26 protein-coding genes are annotated in these 26,321 nt (G+C 60.4%); 9 read left to right on the top strand and 17 right to left on the bottom strand.

The genetic code is table 11. From position 1 onward, the window contains the following. Positions 1-5: 5 nt before the first annotated feature. From AC2YJX_RS05625 to AC2YJX_RS05580, 10 genes are all read right to left on the bottom strand, one after another. Positions 6-818 (bottom strand): alpha/beta fold hydrolase, encoded by an 813-nt coding sequence (locus tag AC2YJX_RS05625; RefSeq protein WP_055400391.1) that lies wholly within the window; start codon positions 816-818, stop codon positions 6-8. A gap of 139 nt (positions 819-957) precedes the next feature. After that, a complete protein-coding gene (locus AC2YJX_RS05620; protein WP_487255488.1) occupies positions 958-4,104 on the bottom strand; it encodes an efflux RND transporter permease subunit in 3,147 nt (1,048 codons plus the stop codon). Then, complete coding sequence (locus AC2YJX_RS05615; protein WP_291467618.1) at positions 4,101-5,618, bottom strand: efflux RND transporter periplasmic adaptor subunit; 1,518 nt, start codon at positions 5,616-5,618, stop codon at positions 4,101-4,103. The genes AC2YJX_RS05620 and AC2YJX_RS05615 overlap by 4 nt, the downstream gene beginning before the upstream one ends. A 12-nt stretch (positions 5,619-5,630) precedes the next feature. Beyond that, positions 5,631-6,956: a TolC family protein gene (locus AC2YJX_RS05610; RefSeq protein WP_199727069.1), complete on the bottom strand. Its 1,326-nt coding sequence runs from the start codon at positions 6,954-6,956 to the stop codon at positions 5,631-5,633. A gap of 75 nt (positions 6,957-7,031) precedes the next feature. Next, positions 7,032-7,487, bottom strand: coding sequence for a hypothetical protein (locus AC2YJX_RS05605; protein ID WP_121508529.1), 456 nt, complete (start codon positions 7,485-7,487; stop codon positions 7,032-7,034). Between the two features lie 69 nt (positions 7,488-7,556). After that, positions 7,557-9,926: a heavy metal translocating P-type ATPase gene (locus tag AC2YJX_RS05600; RefSeq protein WP_121508528.1), complete on the bottom strand. Its 2,370-nt coding sequence runs from the start codon at positions 9,924-9,926 to the stop codon at positions 7,557-7,559. A gap of 34 nt (positions 9,927-9,960) precedes the next feature. Then, positions 9,961-10,152, bottom strand: a complete 192-nt coding sequence (locus AC2YJX_RS05595) for a DUF2933 domain-containing protein (protein WP_055402945.1) — start codon at positions 10,150-10,152, stop codon at positions 9,961-9,963. Between the two features lie 264 nt (positions 10,153-10,416). Next, positions 10,417-10,833 (bottom strand): DUF305 domain-containing protein, encoded by a 417-nt coding sequence (locus tag AC2YJX_RS05590; RefSeq protein ID WP_063459418.1) that lies wholly within the window; start codon positions 10,831-10,833, stop codon positions 10,417-10,419. Between the two features lie 20 nt (positions 10,834-10,853). Then, positions 10,854-11,195 (bottom strand): four-helix bundle copper-binding protein, encoded by a 342-nt coding sequence (locus AC2YJX_RS05585; RefSeq protein ID WP_055401394.1) that lies wholly within the window; start codon positions 11,193-11,195, stop codon positions 10,854-10,856. Positions 11,196-11,537: 342 nt separating this feature from the next. Further along, positions 11,538-11,810: a hypothetical protein gene (locus AC2YJX_RS05580; RefSeq protein WP_131798409.1), complete on the bottom strand. Its 273-nt coding sequence runs from the start codon at positions 11,808-11,810 to the stop codon at positions 11,538-11,540. A gap of 371 nt (positions 11,811-12,181) precedes the next feature. On the opposite strand from AC2YJX_RS05580, the gene AC2YJX_RS05575 reads away from it, so the two are divergent. Both AC2YJX_RS05575 and AC2YJX_RS05570 read left to right on the top strand, forming a co-directional pair. Then, entirely contained in the window at positions 12,182-12,553 is a 372-nt protein-coding gene (locus AC2YJX_RS05575) for a hypothetical protein (protein ID WP_082836304.1), read from the top strand. A 90-nt stretch (positions 12,554-12,643) separates the two neighbouring features. Beyond that, positions 12,644-13,171, top strand: coding sequence for a DUF4148 domain-containing protein (locus AC2YJX_RS05570; RefSeq protein WP_055401389.1), 528 nt, complete (start codon positions 12,644-12,646; stop codon positions 13,169-13,171). A 132-nt stretch (positions 13,172-13,303) separates the two neighbouring features. Here the strand turns inward: AC2YJX_RS05570 and fliE are convergent, their stop codons facing one another. The 4 genes from fliE to AC2YJX_RS05550 all read right to left on the bottom strand — a co-directional run bounded on the left by fliE (position 13,304) and on the right by AC2YJX_RS05550 (position 17,197). Then, positions 13,304-13,612, bottom strand: a complete 309-nt coding sequence (fliE, locus tag AC2YJX_RS05565; protein WP_055401387.1) for a flagellar hook-basal body complex protein FliE — start codon at positions 13,610-13,612, stop codon at positions 13,304-13,306. 240 nt (positions 13,613-13,852) lie between these two features. Further along, a complete protein-coding gene (locus tag AC2YJX_RS05560; protein WP_063459333.1) occupies positions 13,853-15,115 on the bottom strand; it encodes a hypothetical protein in 1,263 nt (420 codons plus the stop codon). Beyond that, positions 15,108-16,514: a heavy metal sensor histidine kinase gene (locus AC2YJX_RS05555; protein WP_063459332.1), complete on the bottom strand. Its 1,407-nt coding sequence runs from the start codon at positions 16,512-16,514 to the stop codon at positions 15,108-15,110. The genes AC2YJX_RS05560 and AC2YJX_RS05555 overlap by 8 nt, the downstream gene beginning before the upstream one ends. Then, complete coding sequence (locus AC2YJX_RS05550; RefSeq protein ID WP_121508527.1) at positions 16,511-17,197, bottom strand: heavy metal response regulator transcription factor; 687 nt, start codon at positions 17,195-17,197, stop codon at positions 16,511-16,513. Before AC2YJX_RS05550 ends, AC2YJX_RS05555 begins: the two co-directional genes overlap by 4 nt. A 253-nt stretch (positions 17,198-17,450) precedes the next feature. Here AC2YJX_RS05550 and AC2YJX_RS05545 point away from each other — a divergent pair, with 253 nt between their 5' ends. The 6 genes from AC2YJX_RS05545 (at position 17,451) to AC2YJX_RS05520 (ending at position 21,817) form a co-directional block, all read left to right on the top strand. Then, positions 17,451-17,660, top strand: a complete 210-nt coding sequence (locus tag AC2YJX_RS05545) for a hypothetical protein (protein ID WP_233559558.1) — start codon at positions 17,451-17,453, stop codon at positions 17,658-17,660. After that, positions 17,657-19,090, top strand: coding sequence for a TolC family protein (locus tag AC2YJX_RS05540; protein WP_121508526.1), 1,434 nt, complete (start codon positions 17,657-17,659; stop codon positions 19,088-19,090). The genes AC2YJX_RS05545 and AC2YJX_RS05540 overlap by 4 nt, the downstream gene beginning before the upstream one ends. 20 nt (positions 19,091-19,110) lie before the next feature. Further along, the gene (locus AC2YJX_RS05535) at positions 19,111-20,523 is read left to right on the top strand and encodes a multicopper oxidase family protein (protein ID WP_100409526.1); all 1,413 of its coding nucleotides are present in this window, start codon (positions 19,111-19,113) and stop codon (positions 20,521-20,523) included. A 38-nt stretch (positions 20,524-20,561) separates the two neighbouring features. Continuing rightward, positions 20,562-21,065 (top strand): cupredoxin domain-containing protein, encoded by a 504-nt coding sequence (locus AC2YJX_RS05530; protein WP_055394787.1) that lies wholly within the window; start codon positions 20,562-20,564, stop codon positions 21,063-21,065. 38 nt (positions 21,066-21,103) lie between these two features. Next, on the top strand, positions 21,104-21,445 hold the full coding sequence (locus AC2YJX_RS05525; protein ID WP_121508525.1) for a copper-binding protein: 342 nt from the start codon (positions 21,104-21,106) through the stop codon (positions 21,443-21,445). Between the two features lie 78 nt (positions 21,446-21,523). Continuing rightward, the gene (locus tag AC2YJX_RS05520) at positions 21,524-21,817 is read left to right on the top strand and encodes a hypothetical protein (protein ID WP_015012914.1); all 294 of its coding nucleotides are present in this window, start codon (positions 21,524-21,526) and stop codon (positions 21,815-21,817) included. 97 nt (positions 21,818-21,914) lie between these two features. Here the strand turns inward: AC2YJX_RS05520 and cueR are convergent, their stop codons facing one another. Both cueR and AC2YJX_RS05510 read right to left on the bottom strand, forming a co-directional pair. Then, the gene (gene cueR / locus AC2YJX_RS05515) at positions 21,915-22,475 is read right to left on the bottom strand and encodes a Cu(I)-responsive transcriptional regulator (RefSeq protein ID WP_369882074.1); all 561 of its coding nucleotides are present in this window, start codon (positions 22,473-22,475) and stop codon (positions 21,915-21,917) included. Positions 22,476-22,576: 101 nt separating this feature from the next. Next, positions 22,577-22,768, bottom strand: a complete 192-nt coding sequence (locus tag AC2YJX_RS05510; RefSeq protein ID WP_056419638.1) for a heavy-metal-associated domain-containing protein — start codon at positions 22,766-22,768, stop codon at positions 22,577-22,579. Between the two features lie 182 nt (positions 22,769-22,950). Here AC2YJX_RS05510 and AC2YJX_RS05505 point away from each other — a divergent pair, with 182 nt between their 5' ends. Then, positions 22,951-25,359 (top strand): heavy metal translocating P-type ATPase, encoded by a 2,409-nt coding sequence (locus tag AC2YJX_RS05505; RefSeq protein WP_121508966.1) that lies wholly within the window; start codon positions 22,951-22,953, stop codon positions 25,357-25,359. A gap of 131 nt (positions 25,360-25,490) precedes the next feature. Here the strand turns inward: AC2YJX_RS05505 and AC2YJX_RS05500 are convergent, their stop codons facing one another. Continuing rightward, positions 25,491-26,204 carry a DUF4158 domain-containing protein gene (locus AC2YJX_RS05500; RefSeq protein WP_158603293.1) on the bottom strand — a complete coding sequence of 238 codons (714 nt, stop codon included), beginning with the start codon at positions 26,202-26,204 and terminating at the stop codon, positions 25,491-25,493. Positions 26,205-26,321 lie beyond the last annotated feature (117 nt).

The following is a 26,321-nucleotide window of genomic DNA, read 5'->3' as shown; positions in this document are numbered from 1 at the left end:
TTCGCTCACGCTAAGGAGAGATATCGCTGCATGGCGGCCGTCACCAGGTGCGGATGACTCATGTGGGCGCAGTGTCCGGTCACGTCCAGCACTTCCAGCGTGCTGTCCCTGAGCTTCTTGTGCATGTATTGCCCCACCGAATGGGGCGCCAACGCATCGTTGCCATGCTGCAGGATCAGACTCGGCCGGGTCACGCGCGACAGCTCCTCTCTGGTATCCGCAAAGAAGGTTGCCTGCGCAAAGATACGAGCCATCGTAGGATCGGTTGAGCAGAAACTCTCAGACAACTCTCCGCCCAGACTGTCTGCCTGCGGCGCTCCCGCCACAATGGGTGCGAGGTAGCTGGACCAGCCCATGAAGTTCTGGTCCATGAGGTCCAATAGGCCCTCCAAATCCTGGCGCTCGAACCCTCCAAGGTAGTCCGGAGCGTGATTGAGGTAGCAAGGCGACGGGCCAACCAGAATCAGGCGGTCAAAAAGTGTAGGTCGCTCGATGGAGGCCAGCAGGCCGATGCTGGCGCTGACCGAATGTCCAACAAAATGCACTCCGCGCTCGATGCCCAATGCGTCGCATACATCCAGCAGATCTTGCACGTAGCCTTTCAGACTTGCGTACTTCACGGGGTCAAAGGCGGCCAAGTCTGATTGGCCGCAGCCGACGTAGTCGAACAAGACCTGGCGGCACTTACCTTCAAAGGCCGGAGTGATATGTCGCCACATATGCTGGCTACACCCAAAGCCGTGCGCATAGACGAGCAAAGGGGCGTCCGGGCGAATTGGGTCGATCATATGAACGTTGTTGCGCTTACGAATTTCCACTGTTGTTCTTTCTGGGCGGTCTGCCCGCAGATTTTGCACGCCCGACGCTTGCACCGCGTGTGAAATGTATGCAAGCGTGCACGATTGCGAGCGCGAAACGACAGGTTTATTGGGAGCACTTGGTTGCGCAACGCAGCGTTCAGCCTCCGGATGCCTCTGCTTTCACTCTCCTTGGCTTACGCATCAGCACATAGGCCGCAGGAATCACGAACAAGGACAGCAGCGGCGCCGTCACCATACCGCCCAGCATGGGTGCCGCGATGCGGCTCATGACCTCCGAGCCTGTCCCGCTGCTCCACACGATGGGCACCAGGCCCGCCAGGATGACAGCCACGGTCATTGCCTTGGGTCGCACGCGCAGCACGGCACCTTCCCGAATCGCGTCCAGCAGCTCTTCCAGTGTGGGCTGCCTGCCGTCTGGACATCTCTCTGCGAGTGCCTGCTTGAGGTAGATGAGCATGACCACCCCGAACTCTGCCGCGACCCCCGCCAGGGCGATGAAGCCCACACCGGTGGCGATGGACAGGTTGTAGTTCATCAGGTAGAGGAACCAGATGCCCCCGGTCAACGCGAATGGCAACGTCGCCATGATCAGTCCCGCCTCACCCATGCGCGAGAAGGTCAAGTACAAAAGCACGAAAATGATCAGCAAGGTGGCTGGTACCACCACCTTGAGGCGAGCATTGGCCCGCTCTAGGTACTCGAACTGGCCAGAGTACGTGATGCTGACTCCTGGCTGCAGCTTGATCTGTCGGCTCACCGCGTCGCGCAGGTCATTGGCCACCGATGCCAGATCTCGTCCCCGCACATCAACATACACCCAGCCCGATGGACGGGCGTTCTCACTCTTGAGCATGGGCGGCCCATCGGTGATGGAGATGCTGGCCACCGTTGCCAGCGTGATTTGCTGCCCCATGGGGGTGGAGATGGGCAACTGGGCCAGCCGTTCGGGCGAGTCTCTCCACTCACGCGGGTAGCGCAGGTTGATGGGGAAGCGCGCCAGGCCCTCGACCGTTTCCGAGACGTTTTCTCCACCGATGGCCCCGGAGACCACGGCCTGGATATCGGACACATTCAGCCCGTAGCGCCCCGCGGCCGTGCGATCGATGCGGACATCGACGTAGCGGCCCCCTGTCAGGCGCTCGGCCAGTGACGAGGCCACTCCCGGAATGCCTTTGGCGACCTGCTCGACCTGTGCCGCGATCCCATCGATCACCTGCAGGTCGTTGCCCGTCACCTTGACACCGATGGGGCTCTTGATGCCGGTTGCCAGCATGTCGATTCGGTTGCGAATGGGTGGAATCCAGATGTTGGACAGGCCGGGGATCTTGACGGCCTTGTCCAACTCTTCGATCAGGCCCTCGGGCGTCATTCCTGGACGCCATTGGTCTCTGGGCTTGAGCTTCACCGTGGTCTCGAACATTTCCAGCGGGGCCGGATCGGTGGCGGTCTCTGCGCGGCCCGCCTTGCCGAAGACGCGCTCGACCTCGGGCACCGTCTTGATCATCCGGTTGCTCAATTGCAGAAGCTCCGTGGCTCGCTGTGCCGACAGGCCCGGCAGGGCTGACGGCATGTACAGCAGATCGCCTTCATCCAGCCTGGGCAGGAACTCGCCCCCCAACCGCGACAGGGGCCAGATCGTGGTCGTCAGCGCCAGCACGGCGATGACCAGGGTGGATTTGGGACGATGCAAGACCCACTCAAGGCAAGGTCGGTACACGGCAATCAGCGCGCGGGTGATGGGGTTTTTCTGCTCGTCAGGGATACGCCCCCGGATCCAGTAGCCCATGAGGACCGGGATCAGCGTGACCGAGAGTGCCGCAGCTGCGGCCATCGCGTAGGTCTTCGTGAACGCCAGCGGTCCAAACAAGCGGCCTTCCTGTGCTTCCAGCGTAAAAACGGGCACAAAGGACAACGTGATGATAAGCAGCGAGAAGAACAGCGCGGGGCCCACCTCCTCGGCAGCTTCGGTGATCACTTTCCAGCGTTCTTCCCCCACCAGTTGGCGGTCGGGATGCTTGTGCTGCCAGGCCTCCAGCTTCTTGTGGGCGTTCTCGATCATCACCACAGCTGCATCGACCATGGCGCCCACGGCGATTGCAATCCCGCCCAGGGACATGATGTTGGCGTTGATGCCCTGGTAGCGCATCACCAGAAACGCCGCCATGATCCCCAGCGGCAGAGAAATGATGGCGACCAGCGCAGAACGCAGGTGCCAGAGGAACAAGACACAGACCACCGCCACCACAATGAACTCCTCTACGAGTTTGGTGCTGAGGTTCTGGATCGCCCGCTCGATGAGTGCGCTGCGGTCGTAGGTGGTGACGATCTCCACGCCCTGGGGCAGGCTGCTTTGCAGCTCGCTGAGTTTGGCCTTTACGTCCTGGATCGTTTCCTGGGCGTTCTTGCCAGATCGCAGCACGACCACGCCTCCAGCCACTTCCCCCTCGCCGTCGAGTTCAGCGATGCCGCGCCGCATTTCCGGCCCGATCTGAACGGTGGCGACATCCCCCAGGCGCACAGGCACCCCTGCGCGCGACACCAACGGGATGGCGCGGAAGTCGTCCAGCGTCTTGAGATAGCCGCTGGCGCGCACCATGTACTCGGCGCCGGACAGTTCCAGCACCGATCCCCCCGTTTCCTGGTTGGCATTCATGATGGCCTCGCGCACCTGCCCCTGAGTGAGGCCTTGGGACGCAAGCTTGATGGGGTCGAGCACGACCTGGTACTGCTTGACCATGCCACCGACCGATGCCACCTCGGCCACGTTGGGTAAGCTCTTGAGTTCGAACTTCAGGAACCAGTCCTGCAAGGCGCGAAGCTGGGCCAGGTCGTTTTTGCCGGTGCGATCTACCAGGGCGTACTGGAAGATCCAGCCCACCCCGGTGGCATCTGGGCCCAACGACGACTTGGCCGTAGCGGGTAGTCGTCCCTGCACCTGGTTCATGTACTCCAGCACCCGCGAGCGCGCCCAGTACAGGTCCGTGCCATCCTCGAACAGGATGTAGACGAATGAGTCGCCAAAGAACGAGAAACCTCGCACCGTCTTGGCGCCCGGGACGGACAGCATGGTGGTGGACAGCGGGTATGTGACCTGGTTCTCCACTATCTGCGGTGCTTGGCCGGGATAGGAAGTGCGAATGATGACCTGGACATCCGACAAATCGGGAAGAGCGTCCACGGGGGTGCTGCGCACACCCCACACGCCCCAGGCCGTAAGCATCACGGTCGCCAGCAGAACCAGGAGTCGGTTCGCCACCGACCAGCGGATCAGACGCGCGATCATGGCTTGATCCTTTCCACGGCAGTGATCACGAAGTCCTTGCCTTGCTGCTGGAAGGTGAACTTCACCTGCTGCTCGGGTTTCAGTGCTTTTGCCAGTTCTGGGTTTGCCAACTTGAATGGCATGGTCATGCCGGGCCACTTCAGTTCAGGCACGGCCTCGTGGGTAAGGGTCAGCTCGGTGGGCGTGACCTCATCGACCACCCCTCGCACCGTAAAGCTCTTGGACGCCGGAGCCGCAGAGGCCGAGGAACCCTGTTCAGCGATGGGTTGCGCGCTGCTGCCTGGAGGCAGTGCGGGCATGATGCCTCGCAGGCTGGCTTCCGAGTCGATCAGGAACTGTGCCGAGGCGACCACCTGTTGTCCTGCGGTGAGGCCGCCTTGAATGACGAGGCGGTCATCGATTTCCCCGCCGAGTTGCACCTGGACGGGGTGGTACTTGCCAGGACCGTCCACCACGTAGACCAACGCCCTCTTGCCGGTGCGGATCACCGCTTCGCTGGGCACCAGCAGCGCTGGTTGTGTGCGTCCGGCCAGGACGATCTGCCCGGACATGCCCGCCTTCAGGCGCTGGGTGGGGTTGGGAAGCTCCAGGCGCACGCGCACCGTGCGGGTGTCCCGGTTGGCCTCTGGGAGGATGCTCACGACCCGGGCGTTGAGGGTTTCGCCCGGAAACGCGGCCAATCGGACCTGGGCGTCCTGCCCCAGTTGCAAGGGACCGCTTTGCGCTTCAGGAACGGCCGCTTCGATCCAGACGCTGGCCAGGCCGTTTACGCGCACCAGACTGCCCCCCGAAGAGACCGTCATGCCCTGGCGCACCATCAGTTCAGCCACCATGCCGGCCTGCGGGAAGGTCACCGTGTAGCGGCCCTGAGGTTCGCCCGTGCGCTCCACCTGGGCCACGAGCGAGGCAGGCATGCCCAGCAGCGACAGCCGCTGGCGCGCTGCTGTCGTCAGCGACTCGTCCTTGAGCGCCCGGACCGCGAGAAACTCGCGCTGCGCAGCCACCCACTCTGGCAGCAGTAGATCGGCCAATGGCGCGCCTGCGGCCACCACGTCGCCCGGGGCCCGGGCATAGACGCGTTCCACGAAGCCGCCCGAGCGGGCCTGGACGATGCTCACATCCCGGTCATTGAGCTGGACCGTGCCCAGCACGTCCACATCGGACCCAATGTCTCGCTGCTCTACCAGGGCGGTGCGCAGGCCGAGGGCTTGCACGGCCTGGGCGGAGACGCTCAGGCCGGAGCTTTCCGGAGTGTCCTCATCCGCATACTTGGGTACCAAGGCCATGTCCATGTAGGGGGACTTGCCTGGCTTATCGAACTTCTGCGTCGGCGACATCGGGTCGTACCAGTACAGCACCTTGCGGTCGGCTTTTGCTGCTTCTGTCGATGCGGGACTGGCTCCCAGTGCGTGGTTGTTCGCGGTGCGCCATTGGGAGACGGTCCAGCCGAGGGCGATGCCTGCAGCCACCAGTGCTACGGCCACAGCGGTCTTCTTGAAAACGTTATTGGTCATGTGGTTCTCCCTTCAGTCGGCGATCAGGCTGTTCAAGCGGGCAATCACGGTGTCCCGCTGTGCCTGCAGATCAATGAGCCGCCAGTGCGTCTCCCGCACTTGGGCCCGAGCCGCCAGCACGGCGCTCAAGTCGCCTTTGGCGGACTGGTAGTTGGCCAGCGCGAGTTCGGCACGCCCCTGTGCCAAGCCCATGCCAGCCGATTGCAGCCGTTCGATCTGACTGTTCAGTGCCGCCAGCTCTGAGGCGCTGTCCTCCAGCTCCTGCAGGTGCCTGCGGGTCACGTCTTCCTGCTCGGCTTCCAGGCGCTGCAGCTCCAGCTGCTTGGCCTTGATCTGGGGTCCCTGGCGCCGCTCCTGTTGCCAGGGAAGATCAAAGGTCACCTGGAAGGACACCATGTCGCCCCAGCGTCGGTCGCGGCGGCTGTAGGCGACTTCCCAGGACCAATCACCCTTGGTTTCTGCCTGGGCTTCGCGCGTTTCCGCCAAGGCCATGGCCTGCATGGCGGGGTACTGCGCCAGTTCGGCATGGCGGTGTACCTCTGCGCGCAACTGGTCCAGGGGGCGGCTCAGCGGCCCAGGAGTTCCCTGAAGCGCCTCGTCGGCGCGAGCGCCAACCCAGCGCCGCAACATCGCCCTGGCCTTGGACCGGTCCCGCTGCAGATCGTCCCTGCGGTCCGACAGCGCAAGCGCCTCCTGCCTGGCCATCAGGAGATCGCCCGCTTGGGCCGTCCCCCCCGCGATGCGGGCAGTCAGGCTGTCCTGCAGGCGCTGGTTCTCACTCAGTAGACCGGTGAGTACCTGATCACGTTGCTCGATAGCCTGGGCCATGATCCACGCTTGGCTCAGCTCCTGGCGGATCTGCAGGCGCTGGACGCCCAGGGCGGCGCGTTCGCGTTCCACCTTGGCCTCGGCGCCGGCAATCTGGGCATCTCGTTTGGCGCGGTTGGGCACCTCCTGCATCAGCGCCAGGCGCTGCATGGTCATGGATTCGCGCGTGAGGCTGAAGCGGTCCATGCCGCTGACGGGAAAGTTCTCGATCCCGACTGAGAGCTTGGGGTCCGGCAGGGTTCCTGCCGACTTCTGGGAACTGCTGGCCGCGTCAATCTGCAGCCGCTGGGCCGTGATGCGAGGGCTGTGCTGCTCGGCCAGGTCCAACGCTTCGGAAAAGCCCAGGGCGTGTGCCTGGTTGCCAGCCAATCCAATGCTGGACAACAGGACCCCGAGAGCGCCCAGGCGCAGATGGTGGAGGTTGCGCACACGGATGCGCGGCGAGAGAGGATGAATGCGCAGTTGCGCAGGCAGGCGCTCGCAGGGAGCGCCGAAGGAGATGTTGGGCATGATGGTCCTCGAAATGAAGGGGCACGAAGTCAGACCTGCGCGCACGCTGCAAGGCAGCGCACACGCCGTGCACGTTCAATTCCGAAAGACCTGATGGGTCAGATAGATGGGGGGAGAGCCCGCTCGACTGTCCAGCTCTGCGTAGACAGCCCGAGGGTCAATATGGCGTTCTGAGTCCAGGATCACGGGCAGCACATAAGCAACCCAGATGGCGTGAGCCGCGAGCGCCTGCAGATCGAGACCTTGTAGCGAGGGGGAGGACAAGCTGTCGCCATCACAATGGGCTCGACACAGCTGAGGATCTTGCTCATCCATGGTTCCCGCCATAGCGTGGCAATCGGGCATGGAGGGCATGCCGACTGAGTCTTCCATGGCCATGCCCGCTTTTTGCATCGATGCCGCATGGGCTGCGGAGTCCAGCTTGGGACAGGCATAGGCCGCCAACGCGAACTGCATCAGAAGCAACGCCGCCACCAGAGCGCTGGTTATCCAGCGGGCTTGGCGCGATATCGTGCTTCTGGCGAAGATCATGGTACGAATGGTATTCCCAGCGGTGGCCGCGAACTTAACCTAGATCAAATCTGAGCGAGCCAAGTCGATTCAGCCCTTGCGAAGCCGCAGGGCGTTTGCGATCACGGACGCCGAACTCAGGCTCATCGCCAAGGCCGCGATCATTGGCGATAGCAGCCATCCGGTGAAGGGATACAGCAGCCCTGCGGCGATCGGGATGCCCAGCGCGTTGTAGAGGAAGGCAAACATCAGGTTCTGCTTCATATTGCCCACCGTCGCCTCCGACAATTCCCGCGCAGTGGAAATCCCTCGCAGATCGCCCTTGACCAGGGTGACCTGTGCGCTGTTCATCGCCACGTCGGTGCCGGTGCCCATCGCGATCCCCACATCCGCCTTGGCAAGGGCGGGCGCGTCGTTGATCCCGTCCCCCGCCATGGCGACAACACGGCCTTCGGCCTGCAGCCGCGACACCAGGGCCAGCTTGTCCGCAGGCTTGACTTCGCCATGGACCTCATCAATCCCCAGTTTGGCCCCCACCGCCTTGGCGGTGGTCATGCCGTCGCCCGTGGCCATGACGATGCGCAGTCCCGCCGCGTGCAACGTTGCCAAGGCTTCCGGCGTGCTGGCCTTGATGGCGTCCGAAACTGCCAGCAGCCCTTGAAGCTGGCCGTCGGCCGCCAGGTACATCACGCTCGCCCCTGTGGCGCGCAAGGCCTCTGCCTGTGCAAGCAGCGGATCCGCAGAAACGCCCACCTGCTCCATGAGGACCGTGTTTCCCAGGGCGAGCTGGCGCCCGGCTACCCGTCCGCGTACGCCGATGCCCGAGCCGGACTCAAAGTCCTCGGGCTTGTCCAGGGCGAGCCCCTTGGCGCGAGCTGCCTGGACAATGGCATCGGCCAGCGGATGCTCGCTGCCTTGGTCCAGACTGGCCGCCAGGCGCAGAACCTCATCCTCGGACAGACCGGGCATGGCCACTACACGTTCGAAGGAGGGCTTGCCTTCGGTGAGCGTGCCTGTTTTGTCCACGATCAGCGTGTCCACCTTGCGCAGGTTCTCGATGGCTGCCGCGTCCCTGAACAGCACGCCGCTGGTCGCCCCCCGGCCTGTGGCCACCATGATGGACATGGGCGTTGCCAGGCCCAACGCACAAGGGCACGCGATGATCAGCACCGCAACTGCATTGACCAGGCCGTAGACCCAGCGTGGCTCCGGACCGAACAGGCCCCACGCGAAGAGTGTGAGCAACGCGATACCCACCACAGCCATCACGAAGTAGCCCGCCACCTGGTCGGCCATGCGCTGCATGGGGGCCCGTGAGCGCTGTGCCTGCGCAACCATTTGAACGATCTGCGACAGCATGGTGGCGGAGCCCACCCGCTCGGACCGGATCACCAGTGCCCCGTTGGTATTGAGCGTGGCACCGATGACGGCATCACCAGGCCCTTTGACGATGGGCACCGGCTCCCCAGTGAGCATGGCTTCGTCCACGGCACTGCTGCCCTCGACCACCACACCGTCCACGGGGACCTTCTCGCCGGGCCGCACGCGCAGCAGATCACCCACATGGACGTGGGACAACGGGACATCGCTCTCCTGGCCGGTGGCGTCGATGCGCCGCGCTGTCTTGGGCGCCAGGCCCAGCAACGATTTGATGGCGGCCGAGGTCTGCGAGCGTGCCTTGAGCTCCAGCATCTGGCCTAGCAGCGTGAGCGAGATGATGACCGCTGCAGCTTCGAAATACACCGCCACGCGCCCCATGGCCTGGAACGAGGCGGGAAACACCCCCGGCGCAACGGTCGCGACCACGCTATAGACAAATGCTGCGCCCGTTCCCAGACCAATCAGCGTCCACATGTTGGGACTGCGGTTCACGACCGACTGCGCACCGCGCAAGAAGAAGGGCCAGCCCGCCCACAGGACGATGGGTACCGTCAGCACCAGTTCAATCCAGCTCTGTGTGACCATCTCGAACCACTGCAACCGGTGCCCAAGCATGGCCAGGACGGTAACCACCACAGTGAGAGGCAGCGTCCACCAGAAGCGATGTCGGAAATCCACGAGCTCGGCGTTTTCTCCCTCATCCAGCGTGGGCAGCATGGGCTCCAGTGTCATGCCGCACTTGGGGCAATTTCCAGGATGGTCCTGTTGCACCTCAGGGTGCATGGGGCAGGTATAGGTTGTGCCCGGTTGCGCCGCTTCGGGCTCAGGCTGAGGCGCGCGCTCGCTGATGGGAGTCGAGAGAAACTTTTGCGGCGCTTCCATGAAGCGTGCTTTGCATTTGGCGCTGCAAAAGTAGTAAGGACGCCCTTCGTGCTCTGTCGAGTGATGCGATTGTTCCGTCACATCCATACCGCAGACAGGATCCTTTAGTCCCGTCGTGGGCAACGACACATGCGTGTGATGCCCTTCATGATGCTGGTGGTCATGATGGACGTGTTCGTGCGGTTGCGCATTCGACATGGATAGCCTCCCTGGGTGTTTTGGCCGTGCAAGATTACTTCTTGCTCGAATCGACGTTGTGGGAGCCGTGCCCCCCGTGTCCGTGGAAAAGGTGCATCAGGGGGCAAGCCAGCAAGAGCAGATACGGCCAGTAGCCCGCGACATGCGACCAGTGCTCTTTGAGAAGAAAAAACATGCCAATGAAAGCGAGCATGACGACTGCGCCAATCAGTCTCTTTCTGCCCATTGAAGCGCTGGCCTTATCCGATTGTCCTGTACTGTGATCGTGGTTCATGGTTTTCTCCATATGAGGTCGTCGAGACAGTGACGAGCCGTATGGAAACAATAAGGCTTAACACGGTGGCAATGTCAAACTGATGACAAGTCCTCTTGACGTGGATCATGTGCCTGCTCAGCCCCCATGCGCACTGCAAACGGCGTCTGAGTAACGCTGCCCTGATTCCCCGACAGCGGTCCAAGGGTCAGGGCAGCGATCGCTGAGTACAGAGAACTATTTCGTGGGTGCTGTGGGTTGCTTGCCATTGCGAACGAGAAACGCATCCAGCACAGCGATTTCCTTTTTTTGCGCGGAAATAATGTCCTGGGCCATGCTGAGTAGTTGGGGATCTTTTCCATCGCGCAATTGGCTCTGCGCCATGTCGATGGCACCTTGATGGTGGATGCGCATCATTTGCGCGAAATCCACATCGGGATTGCCTGACGTCTTCACGGACGCCATCTTGTCGTTGTTCTCTTTCATCATGGACTTCATGTCCATCTTGCCTGCAGGCATCGTCTGATCCATGGCAGCGCCTTTCATGCCAGCGTGTGGGGCAGACTGGGCGTGCAACGACAAGGGAACCACCAACGCGCATGCAAGAAAGGCGGTTGCCGAGACGGTTTTCGAGGGTGGGTGCAGAAATCTCATGGTGGGCTCCTTGAACAGCGTCAATCTGCGTGGGCCATGGCGGCACATTCTTGAGCGCATTTGTGGCAAGCGGCGGCACATGCCTTGCAATGCTCGGCTTCGTGCCTAGCGCACTCATCGCCGCAGGCCTTGCAGATCTGCGCGCACAGCGCACAAATCGCCTCGGCGTATTCGCTTCGGCGCGCCATCACATCGGCAGCTAAGCTGCAAGCGGCCGCACAGTCCGCGTCCAGCGCAATGCAGCGGGCCATCATCTTGACGTCCTCCTCCTTGAGGCACTCTGCGAAACACTGATGGCAAGCCGTCGCGCACGACCGGCAAGCATTGATGCAAGACATGTAGGGGTTCGGGGTGTGATTCATCTGGATCTCCTGATAGGTTTGGATGGCTCAAAAAGTTGAACTTGATCCTACGCAGCGGGCTGCAAGGAGCATCCATCTTCCGCCGCGAGAAGCATTCGGTTCTGTAGGCTCGCGCCGACGATTGACTCAGCCTTCGAGCAATTTGCCGCAATTTCGGTGCAAGATGACGAAGAGGTTTCAGGGTCGTAATCTAGATGTCATATTCGACCAAGTAGTCTTCGCCAAGGCTGTTTGTTACGCCTATTCGCACGGCTGCCGTCCAATCACAGCCCTTCAAAGCTGACGTAACCACCATGCAGTGCACTACGGGCCCAGCTGTGGTACCTCTTACGCCACAAGGCGTCAGCGCACACGCGACGATCGGATGCCAGAAAGAACGCCAGATGGTTCGGCTTCCCCAGTGTTTGATCGCGCAGCGAGCATGCGGCCTGCGGCATCGACTTTGATCATGCCCAATCTTGGATGGCTCCAGTAGCGCGTTTTTCCATCCTCCGTCGCAACTCTGGTGGCCGACGCTTCAACGCGCACCTCGTTGTCGGTAGGTGCGGCAAACGTGGTCGCAGACGCCAGCGACGCTGCTGCGACCAACATAGACACAATCATCTTTTTGTACATGGTCTTACTTTCCTCATCAGTCATTAAAACGTCAGCTGGGCCGACGGCTACACGCGGATACAAGACATCAATGGGCGGCGTGTGGAAGAGGATTTTGGGCTACGGGGACGAACGAGAAGCTGTAGTGCGGATGACGTTTTCGAAATATACGGAACATGCAATGTTCATCGGGTGCTTCATCCCGGTGAGGAGGCATAGACCGTATCTCGAACCAGATCCCTCTGCACTTTTCACCTCGCCCCAAACCTGTCAAAAGCGTAATCGGGAGGTCACCGCTTCGTAGGGGTGCGGGTTCTAGACTTCTCTCCGTGGCGCAGAAAAACGCCACCTGGATGGACCATATCGGGCATCCGGCGCCACAGGAGACCATCATGAAAATTCGTACTGCCATCCTCGTCGCCAGTCTCGCTGCATTCGCTACAGCGTCCTTCGCTACTTCGGTCTACCACGCAAGCCCAAGTCAGGAAGAAGGCGTGAGTCTGGCCCCCGACCACCTGGGCAACGCAGTCAGCCGTCAAGCTGTCGAAAGCACCGTACTGGCCGCGCAAAAGGACGGTTCTCTGTACTGGATCAGCCGTGGTTACCCGGCTACTTATCCGCTCGTCCCTGGCCCCAAGCTGACAAAGACCCGCCAGCAAGTCTTGGATGAGTTGCAGGCCGCCAAGCGCAATCCCGTGACCAGCGATGGCATGCGCGATCTCGGAGGCGAGGCAGGTTGGGTCAACGCCAGCCAACTGCCCTGAACCCCGAACCATCCCCACTACCGCGAATCTCCAAGACCGGCCTGCAGCTGCACTCAAACCATCTCCATTTATCAAGAAGGAAATCCCATCATGAAACTCAAGTCCACCCTCATCGTCCTCTCTCTTATCGCAGCCCCTGCATTTGCTTCGGACCAAGTGGTCAGTAAGACGCGCGAGCAAGTCCGTGCTGAATTGGCGCAGGCTCAGCAGAGCGGCGACATGCTCGCCTTTGGCGAATCGGGTCTTACGCTCAAGCAGATCAATCCTGGCGCCTATCCCGTGGCTACTTCGACTCAGGTCGGCAAATCCCGAGAGCAAGTGCGGGACGAGCTGGAGCAGGCTATCCGTACAGGCGACATCATGGTGGCCGGTGAATTCGGCGTCAAACGCAATGAACTGATGTCAGGCCGCTATCCCATCGTGACAGGCAAATCGCTGAAGACACGTGACCAGGTAAAGAGCGAGCTGGCACGCGCCATCCGCGAAGGCGAAGTCGTCGCTGTGGGCGAAGACGGCCGCAAGCTCAACGAAATCTATCCGGACCGCTATCACGCAGCGCAGCATGCGGCCATGGCCACCACCTCGGACGAATCCTCCAAGGCGCCACGGTTGCAGTGAGTTTTCCCAGGGGGTCAGCGGCTGAGCTGGAGGAGCCTTGCCAAAAAAGGGCCGCCTCCAGCTTGAATGCAAAGCATGCCCACGGCCCCGACAGCAGGTGCGCACGACCGTTGTCTTACAACTCGCTCAGGATCAGACCTGCATGTTCATCACATCGGTGTAGGCCTGGACAATTCGATTGCGGCTTTGCAAGGTCGCCTGGAACGCAATATTCGACTTGACTCCAGCGAGCATGGTCCCTTCCAAGCTGACCGTGGGGTTGCCAAGTGTGACCTCTCGACTCAGCCGACCCGATTCACCTTGCAATTGGCTTGTGATTGTCAGCGCCTGCTTCATGGCGTCTAGAAAACCGCCCCCTTGGATGCTCGGTGCTGTGGACACAGAGTTTCCCAACAAACCGACTGGCGACAGAGCATCCAATGGCTTGGTAGTGACGTTCATGTCGAGGACCTCATGGTTGGACGAAGAATTTGCGAAGTGCCGCCTTGGAGATCTCTACCAAGGTGATGGTCCATCGTAGTTTCTGGCGCCAGACCTGTAGCTTTCGCAGCGCAAGTTATTACCAGCTAGTCCCCCCGTTCGGGATAACAGGCGCTTCATCTTGCCGACATCGCCGTGAATCGAACCCGAGGCCGAAGGAGCCAGACCCAGGCGAACCGCACCATGCCAAAGAACCGGGTCTCACAGCCGCTGCGAAATCTCCAGCAGCGGCTTGATACTGGAACCAAAACGGCTCATCAAAGCGTGGTTCTGCTCCAGTTGGCTATACGGCAGGTACCGGATTCCCAACTCCGAAACGCGGGAGAATGCAGGCCTTTGAAGTTGTTCAGCGACCTTGTCTCTGCGATTGTCTGGAGCCACAAGAAACAATGCACAGTTGACTGCAACCGACGTGCCCAAGGCCAGGTCGAGCATTCGCACGATCCCCGAATAGATGGACGTGGTGTGCTCGACTTCAAATGCGGCCGCGACCTGCGATGTCTGAGTATCAATCCATACGACATCAATGAGTCGAATCGACTCCAGTCCCCTGTCCACGCTGGCAGGCAACTGCGCCAGACATCCGTCTCCCAAAAGGCCGCTGCCGTAGGAGCGACCCCGGTCGTTGGACGCTATCCAGACATCAAACCCGAGAGACTTGCCCAGATCGCGCAATGAAGCCTGAATACCCGTGTGGGTCGCATCGCTTTCGGTCGCCTGGGACATCTCCCGTTGCGATGCGGTGGATTCCAGCCGCACACGTTCAAGGTCTTCTTGCCAGAGTGTCGCCGTCGCCGCATCCATTGCTTGTGGCGGCGCTGCATATCGGCCACTGCCAATGTCAAACATGAGTCCCGCAATCGCACCGAGATCATTCGATAGTTTCAGCCGGTACTGCGCGTTCAAGCGCAGCAAGCCCTCCCGCATAGAGAGATAGTGGTCCCAACGTCCGAGCTTCACGCGCCCGCCAGTCACTGCGTTGAAACCATTGACAATGGCAGTGTTAAAGGGAGAGAGCAGCGTTGGGTGGATGAAATACAGCAAGTTGGCGACTGCTGGGCCCAAGCCTTTGATGCCGATTGCATCGATGCGCTGTATGGCGGCAACGACGTCTTCTGCGCAATCGCAGTGATCGCAGGTGTGAAGGAGATCTGCGAAGGCGAGCTGGTTACTCGTGTTTTCGTAGATGTCCGGAATCCTCAGCTTGGGTTTCCAGAGGAACGCGTGGTCCGCACCTTTGAAAATTTGGCGCTGCTCTGCCACGGAACCCACGATCGTCTCCAGCGAGGAGCCTCGGTAGGCGTTGCCAAACGTTCCTCCCCGGATGTCCTCCACCACCTGTGCCATGCCTCTGCGTATGGAGCGGAAGTTCTTGATCCTCTGATCCCACAGGAACCAGCTGTTGTAGGTGCTGCTCGGATCCGCCTTCCAGCAGTCAATAAGGGTTGCAAAGGGGTCATGCATTTGTCGTGAAGTGCTTGCCAATGGTCTGTGCACTGGGGAAATACATCGAAAAACAGGTCCTGCCATCGGCCGAACTCACTGAGATGCGGCCCCGGTGTGCATGAACAATCGCCTGGGTGATGGACAAGCCCAAGCCTGCACCGTCGGAATCCAGTTGCTTGCGCGACTTGTCTGCCCGAAAGAAACGGTCAAACAGGCGGGGGATCATCTGCGCATCGATAGAAGGTCCAGTGTTGACTACATCCACGGTGGTTCCGTGAACGTCCCCTTGAATGTCAACGACCACCTGTTCTCCAGGGGGGGTGTAGCGAACGGCGTTGGACAGGAGATTGCTCAGCGCCCGGCGAAGCATCAACCGGTCGCCAGTGATCTCCGCCGTTCCGATCAGTTGCAGCCGGACCCGCTTTTCTTCGGCAAGGGCCTCGTAGAAATCAAACAAGGCCTGTGCTTCATCATGAACTGCGATTCTCTCCGTGCTGGGAAGAATAAGCCCGTGGTCAGCCTTGGCCAGGAACAACATGTCAGCCACCATGCGGGCCAAACGCTGGTACTCCTCGGCGTTGGAGGCCAGTATGTCCTGGTACTCCTCGGAGGAGCGAGCTTGGCTAAGCGTGACCTGGGTCTGCGTCATCAGATTGTTGATGGGCGTTCGCAGCTCGTGAGCCAGGTCCGAAGAAAACTCGGACAGCCGGTCGAACTCCTCCTTGAGCCGCCGGAGCATCTCGTTGAGAGTGGTCGCCAAGTCTGCCATTTCCACTGGAAACTCCTGGGTTGGCATCCGCTCGTCCAGTCGCTGTGCCGTGATGGCCATGGCGCGAGATCTCATGGCCCGAAGGGGGGCCAAGCCATTCTTTGCGGCCCACCAGCCCAGGACCCCGGCCACTAGAGTGGCCAACGCCACATAGCCCACAAGCACCCAAATCAATTCGTACATGAAGTGCTTGTGGTGGGCAATGTCTACAGCTACCCAGACCTGCAGCGGCGGCTCGGCGGAACCCGGCAACGTCACGAGTGCCGACATCCCTCGGTATTCCCGCCCCTTCGTTTTCCAGGAGGCAACCCCCAGGCGGGCCCTCTGGGCCAGGGCATGGAGATCATCTGGAAACTGGAAATCCGTGGTCGCGTAAAGCGTGGCCCTGTCACGGAAAACGCTGACAAAAAGGCCCTCATGGCTGTGCAAGACGTCGTCCAGACGCATTTTGAGGTCTTCAGGTGACGTGGATTTTCCTATCACCTCACGTGTGAGGTGGATCTTGTCGCGCAGGGCATCGCGATCCAGTTCCACAAAATGGCGATCGATAGAAATGGCGACGATGGTCCCCAAGCCAACGAGCACAAGCCCAGAAGCCAGCGTAAAAAAGGCCGTCAGCCGTGTCGTCAGCGAGTGCCGGGCTTTCACGGAATCTCCTGTGGCGCTTCAAGCACATACCCCATGCCTCGCACCGTCTGGATCAGTTTGGCGTCATAGGCATCGTCAATTTTGGCCCGAAGCCTGCGCATTGCCACCTCGACCACGTTGGAGTCGCTGTCGAAATTCATATCCCACACCTGCGACGCGATCAGAGAGCGAGGCAAAACCTCTCCTTGGCGACGCATCAGCAGTTCCAGCAGACCGAATTCCTTGGGCGTGAGGTCGATGCGTTTGCCGGACCTGCTGACTCTCCGCCGCAGAAGATCCAGTTCAAGATCGGCCACCTGCAGAATGGTCACCTCGGCGCCACTACGGCCGCGCCGCAGTATGGTACGGGCCCTTGCCAGCAATTCAGCAAAAGAAAACGGCTTGACCAGATAGTCGTCTGCGCCTAATTCCAGCCCCTTGATCCGGTCTTGCACCTGATCCTTGGCCGTGAGAAATAGCACGGGCATCTCAAGGCCACGGCGACGCATATTGGTGAGGACCTGCCAGCCGTCCATCCGAGGAAGCATCACATCCAGGATTACCAGATCGTAGTCTTCCTCTTGAACCATACGCAGACCATCGACACCGTTGTGGACTAGATCAGCGTTGAATCCCGCTTCCCGCAAGCCTTGGCGCAGGTACTCCCCGGTTTTGGTTTCGTCCTCAACGATCAGTATCTTCACGAGACCTCCTTGGCGCTACAAGAGGTCGCCAGTGTGCCCGGAGATTTATGCCTTTCTTGAACATGACAAATATGTAATCAATCCGTTATGTCTTTGGAAGCTAATAACTCACACAATGCGTTGCATCAAAACGCATGGTGAATCTATGAGAAATTCTTGGCTTTCACGACTTAACTCAATCCCTTGGCTGGCCGCAGCATTGCTGGCACCTTCGCTGGCACTTGCTCAGATGCCGGACGATGCCCCCCCAAAGGTGGACTACCAACTTTCGTACCGATCAGCTCTCGCGGGCTATGAGGTCTACAAGGAGCAATCAGTCCAGCCGTGGAAGGCCGCCAACGACAAGGTGGGTGAAATCGGAGGATGGCGGGCCTATGCCAAGGAAATGCGCCAATCCGCACCCGCAGCGGGTCAGGACCAACCAGCCCAAGGCCATGACGCACACCACGGGGGCAAACAATGAGCCGCCCCCTGCGTATGCCCCGCGCCAAACTCGTGATCGCTGTTGCCGCAGTTGCGGTTTTGTCTGGCTGTGCCAGCGTGAACCTGGAGCAAAACATCTCCAGCGCCAACGCAGCAACCAGCAGTTTCACGGACGGCAAACTCACCTTGGCCCGAGCCAAGAATGAGCAAGAGGCCTTGCGCCGGCGTGCCTCGGACTTGTTGGCCAAACCGCTCAGTCAACAGGATGCCGTTCAACTCGCTCTGGTCAATAGCCCGTCCCTGCAGGCCATCGTGGCCCAAAACTGGGCGGACTCTTCCACTGCAGCCCAGTCCGGACGCATCGCCAACCCCATTCTGAGCCTGGAGCGGGTTCGCCTGGGTAGCGAGACGGAGATCGGCCGCATCCTGTCCTTCGGCCTGCTGGACCTGCTGACCTTGCCAACACGCAAAGGCATCGCCGAGCAGCGCATCAAGCAGACCCAGTTGCGCCTGAGCAGCGACGTAGTGGACCAAGTCACGCAGGTACGTCAGGCCTGGGTCCGGGCTGTCGCCGCGCAACAGACCCTGACTTACACCCAACAGGTCGTCGCCAGCGCCCAGGCCAGCGCCGAACTGGCCAAACGCATGCAGTCGGTGGGCAATTTCAACAAGCTCGATCGTGTGCGCCAGCAAGCGTTCTACGCCGACACTGCGACCCAGCTGGCCAGTGCGCAGCACCAGGTCACGGCAGCCCGTGAGGAGCTGGTGCGGCTGCTAGGCCTGGACGATAGCCAAGCCCAACAGCTCAAGTTGCCTGAACGCCTTCCCACACTTCCCAAGGAGCCGCTGTCTCCATCGGACGCTGGCCGTCAGGCTTCGAAGGGTCGGCTGGATCTGCAGATCGCGAAGGCCGATTACGACGCAGCCGCACGCGCGCAAGGCTGGAACACGATCACGACCTTCACGGACATTGAACTGGGAGTACGGCGCGACTCTGTCTTCGATGCGGCCGAGAACACCCACTCAACGCGACGAGGCTTTGAGATCAGCCTGCAGTTGCCCATTTTTGATTGGGGAGGTATGCGGCGCGACGCCATGAGCGCGCAGACCCTGGCTGCGGCCAACCGCCTGGAAGCTACCGCCCGCGCGGCGGGATCCAACCTGCGCGAAAGCTACTCAGCCTATCGCACGGCATACGACATCGCGCGCCACCACCGCGACGAAGTGATCCCGCTGCGTAAGAGCATCTCTGAAGAAAACCAGCTTCGCTACAACGGGATGCTGATCAGCGTCTTTGAACTACTTGCCGACTCCCGCGACCAGGTGAACTCGGTAATGGCGGCTCTGAACGCTGAACAACAGTTCTGGCTAGCGGACGCGGCCCTCCAGGCCTCCCTCATTGGCAAGCCAACCAGCACTGGCGTCTCGGGCGGTGGCGCAGCCGCTGCCGAAGCTGGCGCAGGCCACTGATCCCCTCAAGGAAACCAAACATGAATTCAAGAAGAGATTTTTTCCGATTTGCGGGCATCGCCGGAGGGGCCGTGGCCGCAGCGAGTGTGAGCCGAGTGGCGATGGCAGCACTGCCGGAACCCGTGTACCAGACAAGTCCAGACACCATGGCGCCGCTCGTACCCAACTCCGGGCGTCCTTACAACCCGGTGGTCACGCTCAACGGCTGGACGCTGCCTTGGCGCATGAACCAGGGGGTCAAAGAGTTCCACTTGGTAGCAGAACCCGTCGTGCGCGAAATGGCTCCTGGCTTCAAGGCCCACCTGTGGGGATACAACGGCCAGAGTCCCGGTCCCACCATTGAAGTCGTGGAAGGCGATCGCGTCCGCATTTTTGTGACCAACAAGCTGCCCGAGCACACCAGCATCCACTGGCATGGACAGCGTTTGCCCAACGGCATGGACGGCGTGGCGGGCTTGAACCAGCCAGCGATCCAGTCAGGGAAGACCTTTGTCTACGAATTCGTGGCTCGCCGTCCAGGCACCTTCATGTACCACCCGCACGCCGATGAGATGACCCAGATGGCCATGGGCATGATGGGCTTTTGGATCACGCATCCAAAGACCAAGCATCCGCTGATTGATGAAGTGAATCGAGACTTTTGCTTCCTGCTCAGTGCCTATGACATTGAGCCCGGCGCCGCTACGCCCAAGGTCGCGGAAATGCTGAACTTCAATCTGTGGACGTGGAACAGCCGCATCTTTCCTGGCATCGATTCCTTGAACGTTCGGCTCAACGACAAGGTGCGCATCCGCATCGGCAACCTCACCATGACCAACCACCCGATGCATTTGCACGGACACGAGTTTCTGGTAACGGGCACGGACGGCGGTCCCACGCCCAAGAGCACCCGTCTCTATGAAGTGACAACCGACGTGGCCGTGGGCCAGATGCGCCAGATTGAGTTCCTCGCGGACGAAGAAGGCGACTGGGCGTTCCACTGCCACAAGAGCCACCACACCATGAATGCAATGGGTCACGACATTCCCACCATGATTGGCGTGGACCACCGCGGCGTTGCCAAGAAGATCAACAACCTGATCCCCGACTACATGGTCATGGGCGAGCGCGGCATGGCAGACATGACGGAAATGGAAATGCCCATTCCGGACAACACCATCCCGATGATGACCGGAGAAGGCCCGTTCGGCTCGGTCGAAATGGGCGGAATGTTCAGCGTCCTCAAAGTACGCCGCGACCAGAAGCCGGGCGACTACAAAAACCCGGGTTGGTACAAAAACCCGGAGGGCACGGTGGCCTACGAGTACACCGGTCCGATGGCTGAACCGGCCCGCTTCAAGGCCGAGGGCGGGCAGTCCATGCCTCGCAAAGAGAAGTCCAGCTCGGACACTGTCGTCAAGGTCAAAAAGCCGTCTTCGCACAGCGGCCACTGATCACCACGTTCACATCGCATCCACAACCCAAGGCAACTATGAAACGCACTCTTTCCCTGATCGCGGCCTCCACCCTGGTGGCCCTGTCCTTCAACAGCATTGCAGGCGGCAATCACGGCGGCGGCCATGACGGCGGTGGCGCCCACGGCCATGGCAGCGCTGAATCAGCAATTGGTCAGCCCGGCAAGGCCGCGAAGGTGACCCGCACAATCAACGTGGACATGGCTGACACCATGCGCTTCACGCCCGCCGCGATTTCCGTCAAACAGGGGGAAACGGTCAAGTTCGTGATCAAGAACAGTGGCCAGGTCAAACACGAGTTCAGCATGGGCACCGATGCCGAACTCAAGGAACACTACGAGACCATGAAGAAGTTCCCGGATATGGAGCATGACGAACCCAGCAAGGTGTCGCTGGCCCCAGGCAAGCAAGGCGAAATCATCTGGCAGTTCACAAAGGCTGGTGAAGTCAAGTTTGCCTGCCTGTACCCAGGCCATTACGACGCTGGCATGAAGGGGCAGGTCACGGTGGTGAAGAAGTAAGCGGAAAAGTCCTCCACGCCATTGAACAAGGAGTTCACATGAAAAACGCAAACAGTCTTTTGATCGGCGCCGTGTTGTCGCTGACCACCCTCTTGCCGCTGTCGGCCACGGCGCAAGCCTCTGGAGACGCCGGAAGAGCCGCAACCACGGCCGCAGCCTCCATGACCGATGGAGAGGTGCGCAAGATCGACAAGGACGCCGGAAAAATCACCATCAAGCATGGCGACATCAAGCACTTGGAGATGCCGGGGATGACCATGGTGTTCACAGCCAAGGACAAGGCCCTGCTCGACAAGGCGCAGGCCGGCGACAAGATCCGCTTCATGGTGATCAACGAGGGCGGAAAGATGGTCGTCACTGCCATCGAGCCTGCCAAGTAAGCGCAAAAAGTGTCTCGCTACGCCCTCAAGAAAAGGGGGCGTTCTTCTGTTCGCACGTCAACCCACCAAGGAAAAATCATGAAAACGCTCCTTATTGCCCTCGCCATGACAGCAGCATCGTCCGCATTCGCCGCTGGCGACACCCAGGAAGCCACGCCCTATACCAACTCCAAGGCGCAAGCGCATGGCGAAGACCACAAGAAAGCCCGTCCTGCAACCGGTGTGAAGCAGATCAAGGATGGCGGTACAGCGCGAGGTGAAGGCTCTGGCCTTGCGGACACCAGCAAGGCCGAAGCCCGTGGTCAGGAAAAGGCCAATGCGCGTGAAGCCATGCCGCACAAGGAAGCCACTCCGGGCTCCACGCCTAAGTAATGCAAACGGGTGGGCCACAAGCGTGGCCCACCCAAGTACGGGCGGGCCGCAATCGTGGTGCAAGGTGATGGCTTCGCAAGCCCCCTCAGGGCCTAGTTCAGTGCCCGCTCCGATGTGCGTGGACTCCGCGCATCCACGTCATGAGGTCTAGATGGCTGTTCGTTGGCGTGTCGGTCACACCAGAGTGCGCTCTGGAAACCTTGGCTCCGCGCCGAGTCGGTTTGACGAAACTTGCGTTGTGGTTGGGCTTCGAGGGGCTGTCCGCCGCCAGGTTGTCAAGAATTGCGCAGTTCGAGTGGTCGTCGCCAGCGCACACAGAAACCAACTGCTCCAAGGCTGATTTCATCTCGATAATCTCCCGCAGCTTCTCCTCCAGATCCGCCAGATGGCGCTCCGCAATCGCCTTTACCTGCCGACTGGTGCGGTGCGTGTCACCCCATTGGCCGATCAACTCCGCAATCTGGGGCATTGAGAACCCGAGGCGGCGCGACTGGCGGATGAAACGCAGTACCGAAACTTCGCGCTCACCGTATTTTCGATAGCCAGACTCACTGCGCTCAGCTTCTGGCAACAAACCTGTTTGCTCGTAGTGGCGGATCATCTTGGCCGATACACCTGCCGCTTTGGCCGCTTCGCCGATGTTCATGAGTGTGGTCATGGATGCTCCTGTGCAATGGAATAACACGGTAGCAAGGACTTTGGCCCTTACCACCGTGTCAATGTCAAGCGCTCCGAATACTACGTTTTGTAAAGCCTAGATCAGGCGGGCGGATATCCAGCCTCGGTCAGCGCCTCGACCAGTGTCTTGCGATCTTCCGCGCTTTGCACAGTGACCATGCGTTTGGACATATCCACCTGCACTTTGCATTCAGGGTCTGTCATCTGAAGCGTCTGGCTCACCATACCAGCGCAGTGTCCGCAGGTCATGTCGGGGAGTTGGAATTCATGCATTTTTCACCTCTTGGAAAAGTTAAGAGGCTTTCAGTCTCCGGTTTGCCACTGGGGCAAGGTCAAGTGGCCAGATAGATATCCAAACAAGGAGCGCCGACTCGCTTGCGTCTCCCATCGTGTCAACCCTGAAAGTTCGAACTCTGCCGGTTAACGCCGGAGTTGAACACCACATGGAGATTGCTATGAATACCTCTGCCCATGAAGCGGGGCCGTCCGCCTCACTATCGATCGCACACCTGAATCTTCCGATACTTGGCATGACCTGCGGCTCTTGCGTTGGACGGGTTGAAAAGGCCCTCAAAGCCGTCCCTGGGGTCCGTGAGGTGACCGTGAATATTGCTACTGAGCGCGCCTCCGTGGTTGCCGCCTCCACGGTGCCGGTCCCGGCCTTGGCTGCGGCTGTCGAAAAGGCTGGATACGCAATAGCGGAAGAGTCCGTGGAGCTGTTGATCGGTGGGATGACCTGCGCGTCGTGCGTGGGACGTGTCGAAAAAGCGCTGAAGGGTGTACCAGGCGTCAAGCACGCGGAAGTCAATCTAGCCACGGAGCGTGCGCAGGTTCGTTTCGATGCAGGATTGCCTCCCGAACGCCTGGTAGCCGCCGTTGTTAAGGCGGGCTATGAGGCACAGGTTGCGGATACGAGCACTTCCACTGAACACGACAAGCCGTCGGCGCCCTGGTGGCCTGTCGCTCTAGCCGCTGGTCTGTCCTTCCCCCTGGTATTGCCCATGCTTGGCATGCTGTTCGGTCAAGACTGGACACTCAACGGCTGGATTCAACTGGCCCTGGCCACCCCTGTGCAGTTCTGGCTGGGCGCGAGGTTCTACCGCGCTGGCTGGAAGGCTCTTCGTGCAGGCGCAGGCAACATGGATCTGCTGGTCGCATTGGGTACGTCGGCCGGGTACGGCTTGAGCCTGTACCTGCTGTTCAAGCACGCTGAACACGGCACGCCCCATCTGTACTTTGAAGCCTCTGCTGTGATCGTCACGCTTGTCCTTCTCGGGAAGTGGCTGGAAGCCCGAGCCAAGCGACAAACCACCGAAGCGATCCGGGCGCTGCATGCGCTGCGCCCAGAAATTGCACGTGTGCGCACTGATGCCGGTGACATTGATCTACCACTCTCACGCGTGAAAGTAGGTGATACGGTGGTTGTCCGCCCAGGGGAGAGAGTCCCGGTAGACGGCTCGGTGATCGAAGGCGCAAGCCAGGTGGATGAGTCATTGATCACCGGGGAGAGCCTGCCTGTGGCGAAGCACGTCGGTGACAAGGTGACGGGAGGCTCCGTGAACGCGGAGGGCTTGTTGTTGGTACGGACGACTGCGATAGGCGCAGAGTCAACTCTGTCGCGCATCGTGCGGATGGTTGAGTCGGCGCAGGCGAAGAAGGCTCCCATCCAGCGGATTGTGGATGAAGTGAGTGCGGTCTTTGTGCCCGTGGTGCTCGGCCTTGCTGCCATCACACTGATGGGCTGGGGCTTTGCCACTGGCAACTGGGAACAGGCGATCCTCAATGCTGTCGCGGTACTTGTCATTGCGTGCCCTTGTGCGCTGGGTTTGGCTACTCCCACCGCGATCATGGCGGGCACCGGCGTTGCAGCACGCCACGGTATTCTGATCAAGGATGCAGAAGCACTGGAGGTTGCCCACCACATCGACACCGTGGCGTTCGACAAGACCGGCACCCTGACCGAGGGGAAGCCCACTTTGACGGCTGCGATGCCTGCCGAAGGCCTCCAGGATCAGTTACTGCCGTTTGCTGCGGCCATTCAGAACGGCAGCGAGCATCCACTGGCCAAGGCCGTGATGGACGCTGCACGCACCCAGGGTGTGACCGTTCCTCGTGCCACTGAGGTCACAGCGGTAGCTGGCAGAGGCATGTCTGCTGTCATCAAAGGACGCCAGATCCGCCTCGGGAGTACACGTTACATGGAGGAGTTGGGTGTCAACATGGCCAGTCTGACCGGGGCTGCAGCACAGATGCAGCAAGAGGGCCGCACGGTATCCTGGTTGGCTGACGTGACCGATGCGCCAGAAGTGATGGGACTATTGGCATTTGGAGACACCGTGAAGCCCAGCTCACAAAAAGCCATTGCCCAACTGCATGCTCTGGGCATCCAGACCGTCCTGGTCACCGGGGACAACAAGGGAAGCGCAAGCGCAGTAGCCCGCGCGTTGGGCATCGATCAGGTTCGTGCTGATGTGCTGCCGGAAGGCAAGGCGGATATCGTGGCGCAGCTCAAGTCAGGTGGCAGGCACGTTGCGATGGTGGGTGACGGCATCAACGACGCGCCCGCTCTGGCTGCGGCGAATGTGGGAATTGCCATGTCCACGGGCACCGACGTGGCCATGCATGCTGCGGGGATCACGCTGATGCGTGGTGACCCCGCGTTGATCGCAGATGCCATCGACATCTCCCGGCGCACGTACGCAAAGATCCGTCAGAACCTTTTCTGGGCATTCGCGTACAACGTGGTCGGGATCCCCTTGGCTGCATTTGGCTTGTTGAATCCCATGGTGGCGGGAGCAGCTATGGCCCTCAGCAGCGTGAGTGTGGTGACCAATGCGTTGCTGCTGCGTTCTTGGAAGAGGTAAGGACTAGCGCCAGATCCGACAACGGATCCTGTCAGATGTAGACCGCGTATGTCCATCGCTATCCGGTCGAACTCAAGAGGTTCTGTGAACGTGCTGATGGTGCACATCTGGTGCGTGGGGGTGAGCGTGGGTCATAGGCACTCGATTTTCTTGGTGACCTCGCTCAGCGTGAGCTGCCCGTGCTTCCCTGGGGGTGTGCGCAGCCACTCCAGCACTGTGTGACCGCCGGGCCCTGATCGCTTTGAGAATGCGTGCGAGAGAGCCGCCTGAACCTGTTTGGGTGGCGCACAGGTGCGGACCGCTGCGATTGCTGCATTCTCCTGTTCAGCAAATGCCGTGCGCGCCATGTCGCGCAGTGTCCGGTCACCAGGCAGGACGAGCCGTCGATCAAAAAGCCAGTGTTCTGACTGTTGGATCAGGTCATCGACTGATACCGCTGAGGCGGAAAACTCCCCCAAAGCATCTGCCAGGAGCGGTTTGGTGGTGTCATCTACTACCGCGAAGCCGACACGTTCCCGAGCCCAGAGCTGGTGCTCGTATCGCGTGTCCTTGTCCTTGTACAGCGAGGTCACCGAAGCGATATCCGTCGCATGCATACCAAGCGCTGAGGTCAGGTACCGCAGCAAAACGGAGGGGAGGCCTGAAAAGGCATCGGGGTGCCGCCCGGTGGCGCGCAGCATGACCAGTTGGACTGCAGCGCCAAGGCGTGCAGTCCCTCTGAACCGGGGCGGGCGCAGCTCCTGGATGTCTTCAATGCTCAGCCCAAAGCACTCTTCGACTTCCCGCTTAGATAGCGATTTTGGCAGGGTATCGGCGCCAACGAAACATAGGTAGTAGCTAGACAAGCTGGTCCTCCCGTGGCTGGCGTGGTCGCAAGCCTGCTGCAGTCTACGTATTCGCTACTGATAATTCCAGACAATAAAAAATTGCGGGTTAACCCGTAGCTCTTAACCGGGTTTTCT

The sequence above is a fragment of the Acidovorax sp. SRI_002 genome (assembly GCF_057586455.1).
The sequence above is the reverse complement of the archived record's forward strand: the minus strand, read 5'-3'. Positions and strand labels throughout refer to the sequence as shown.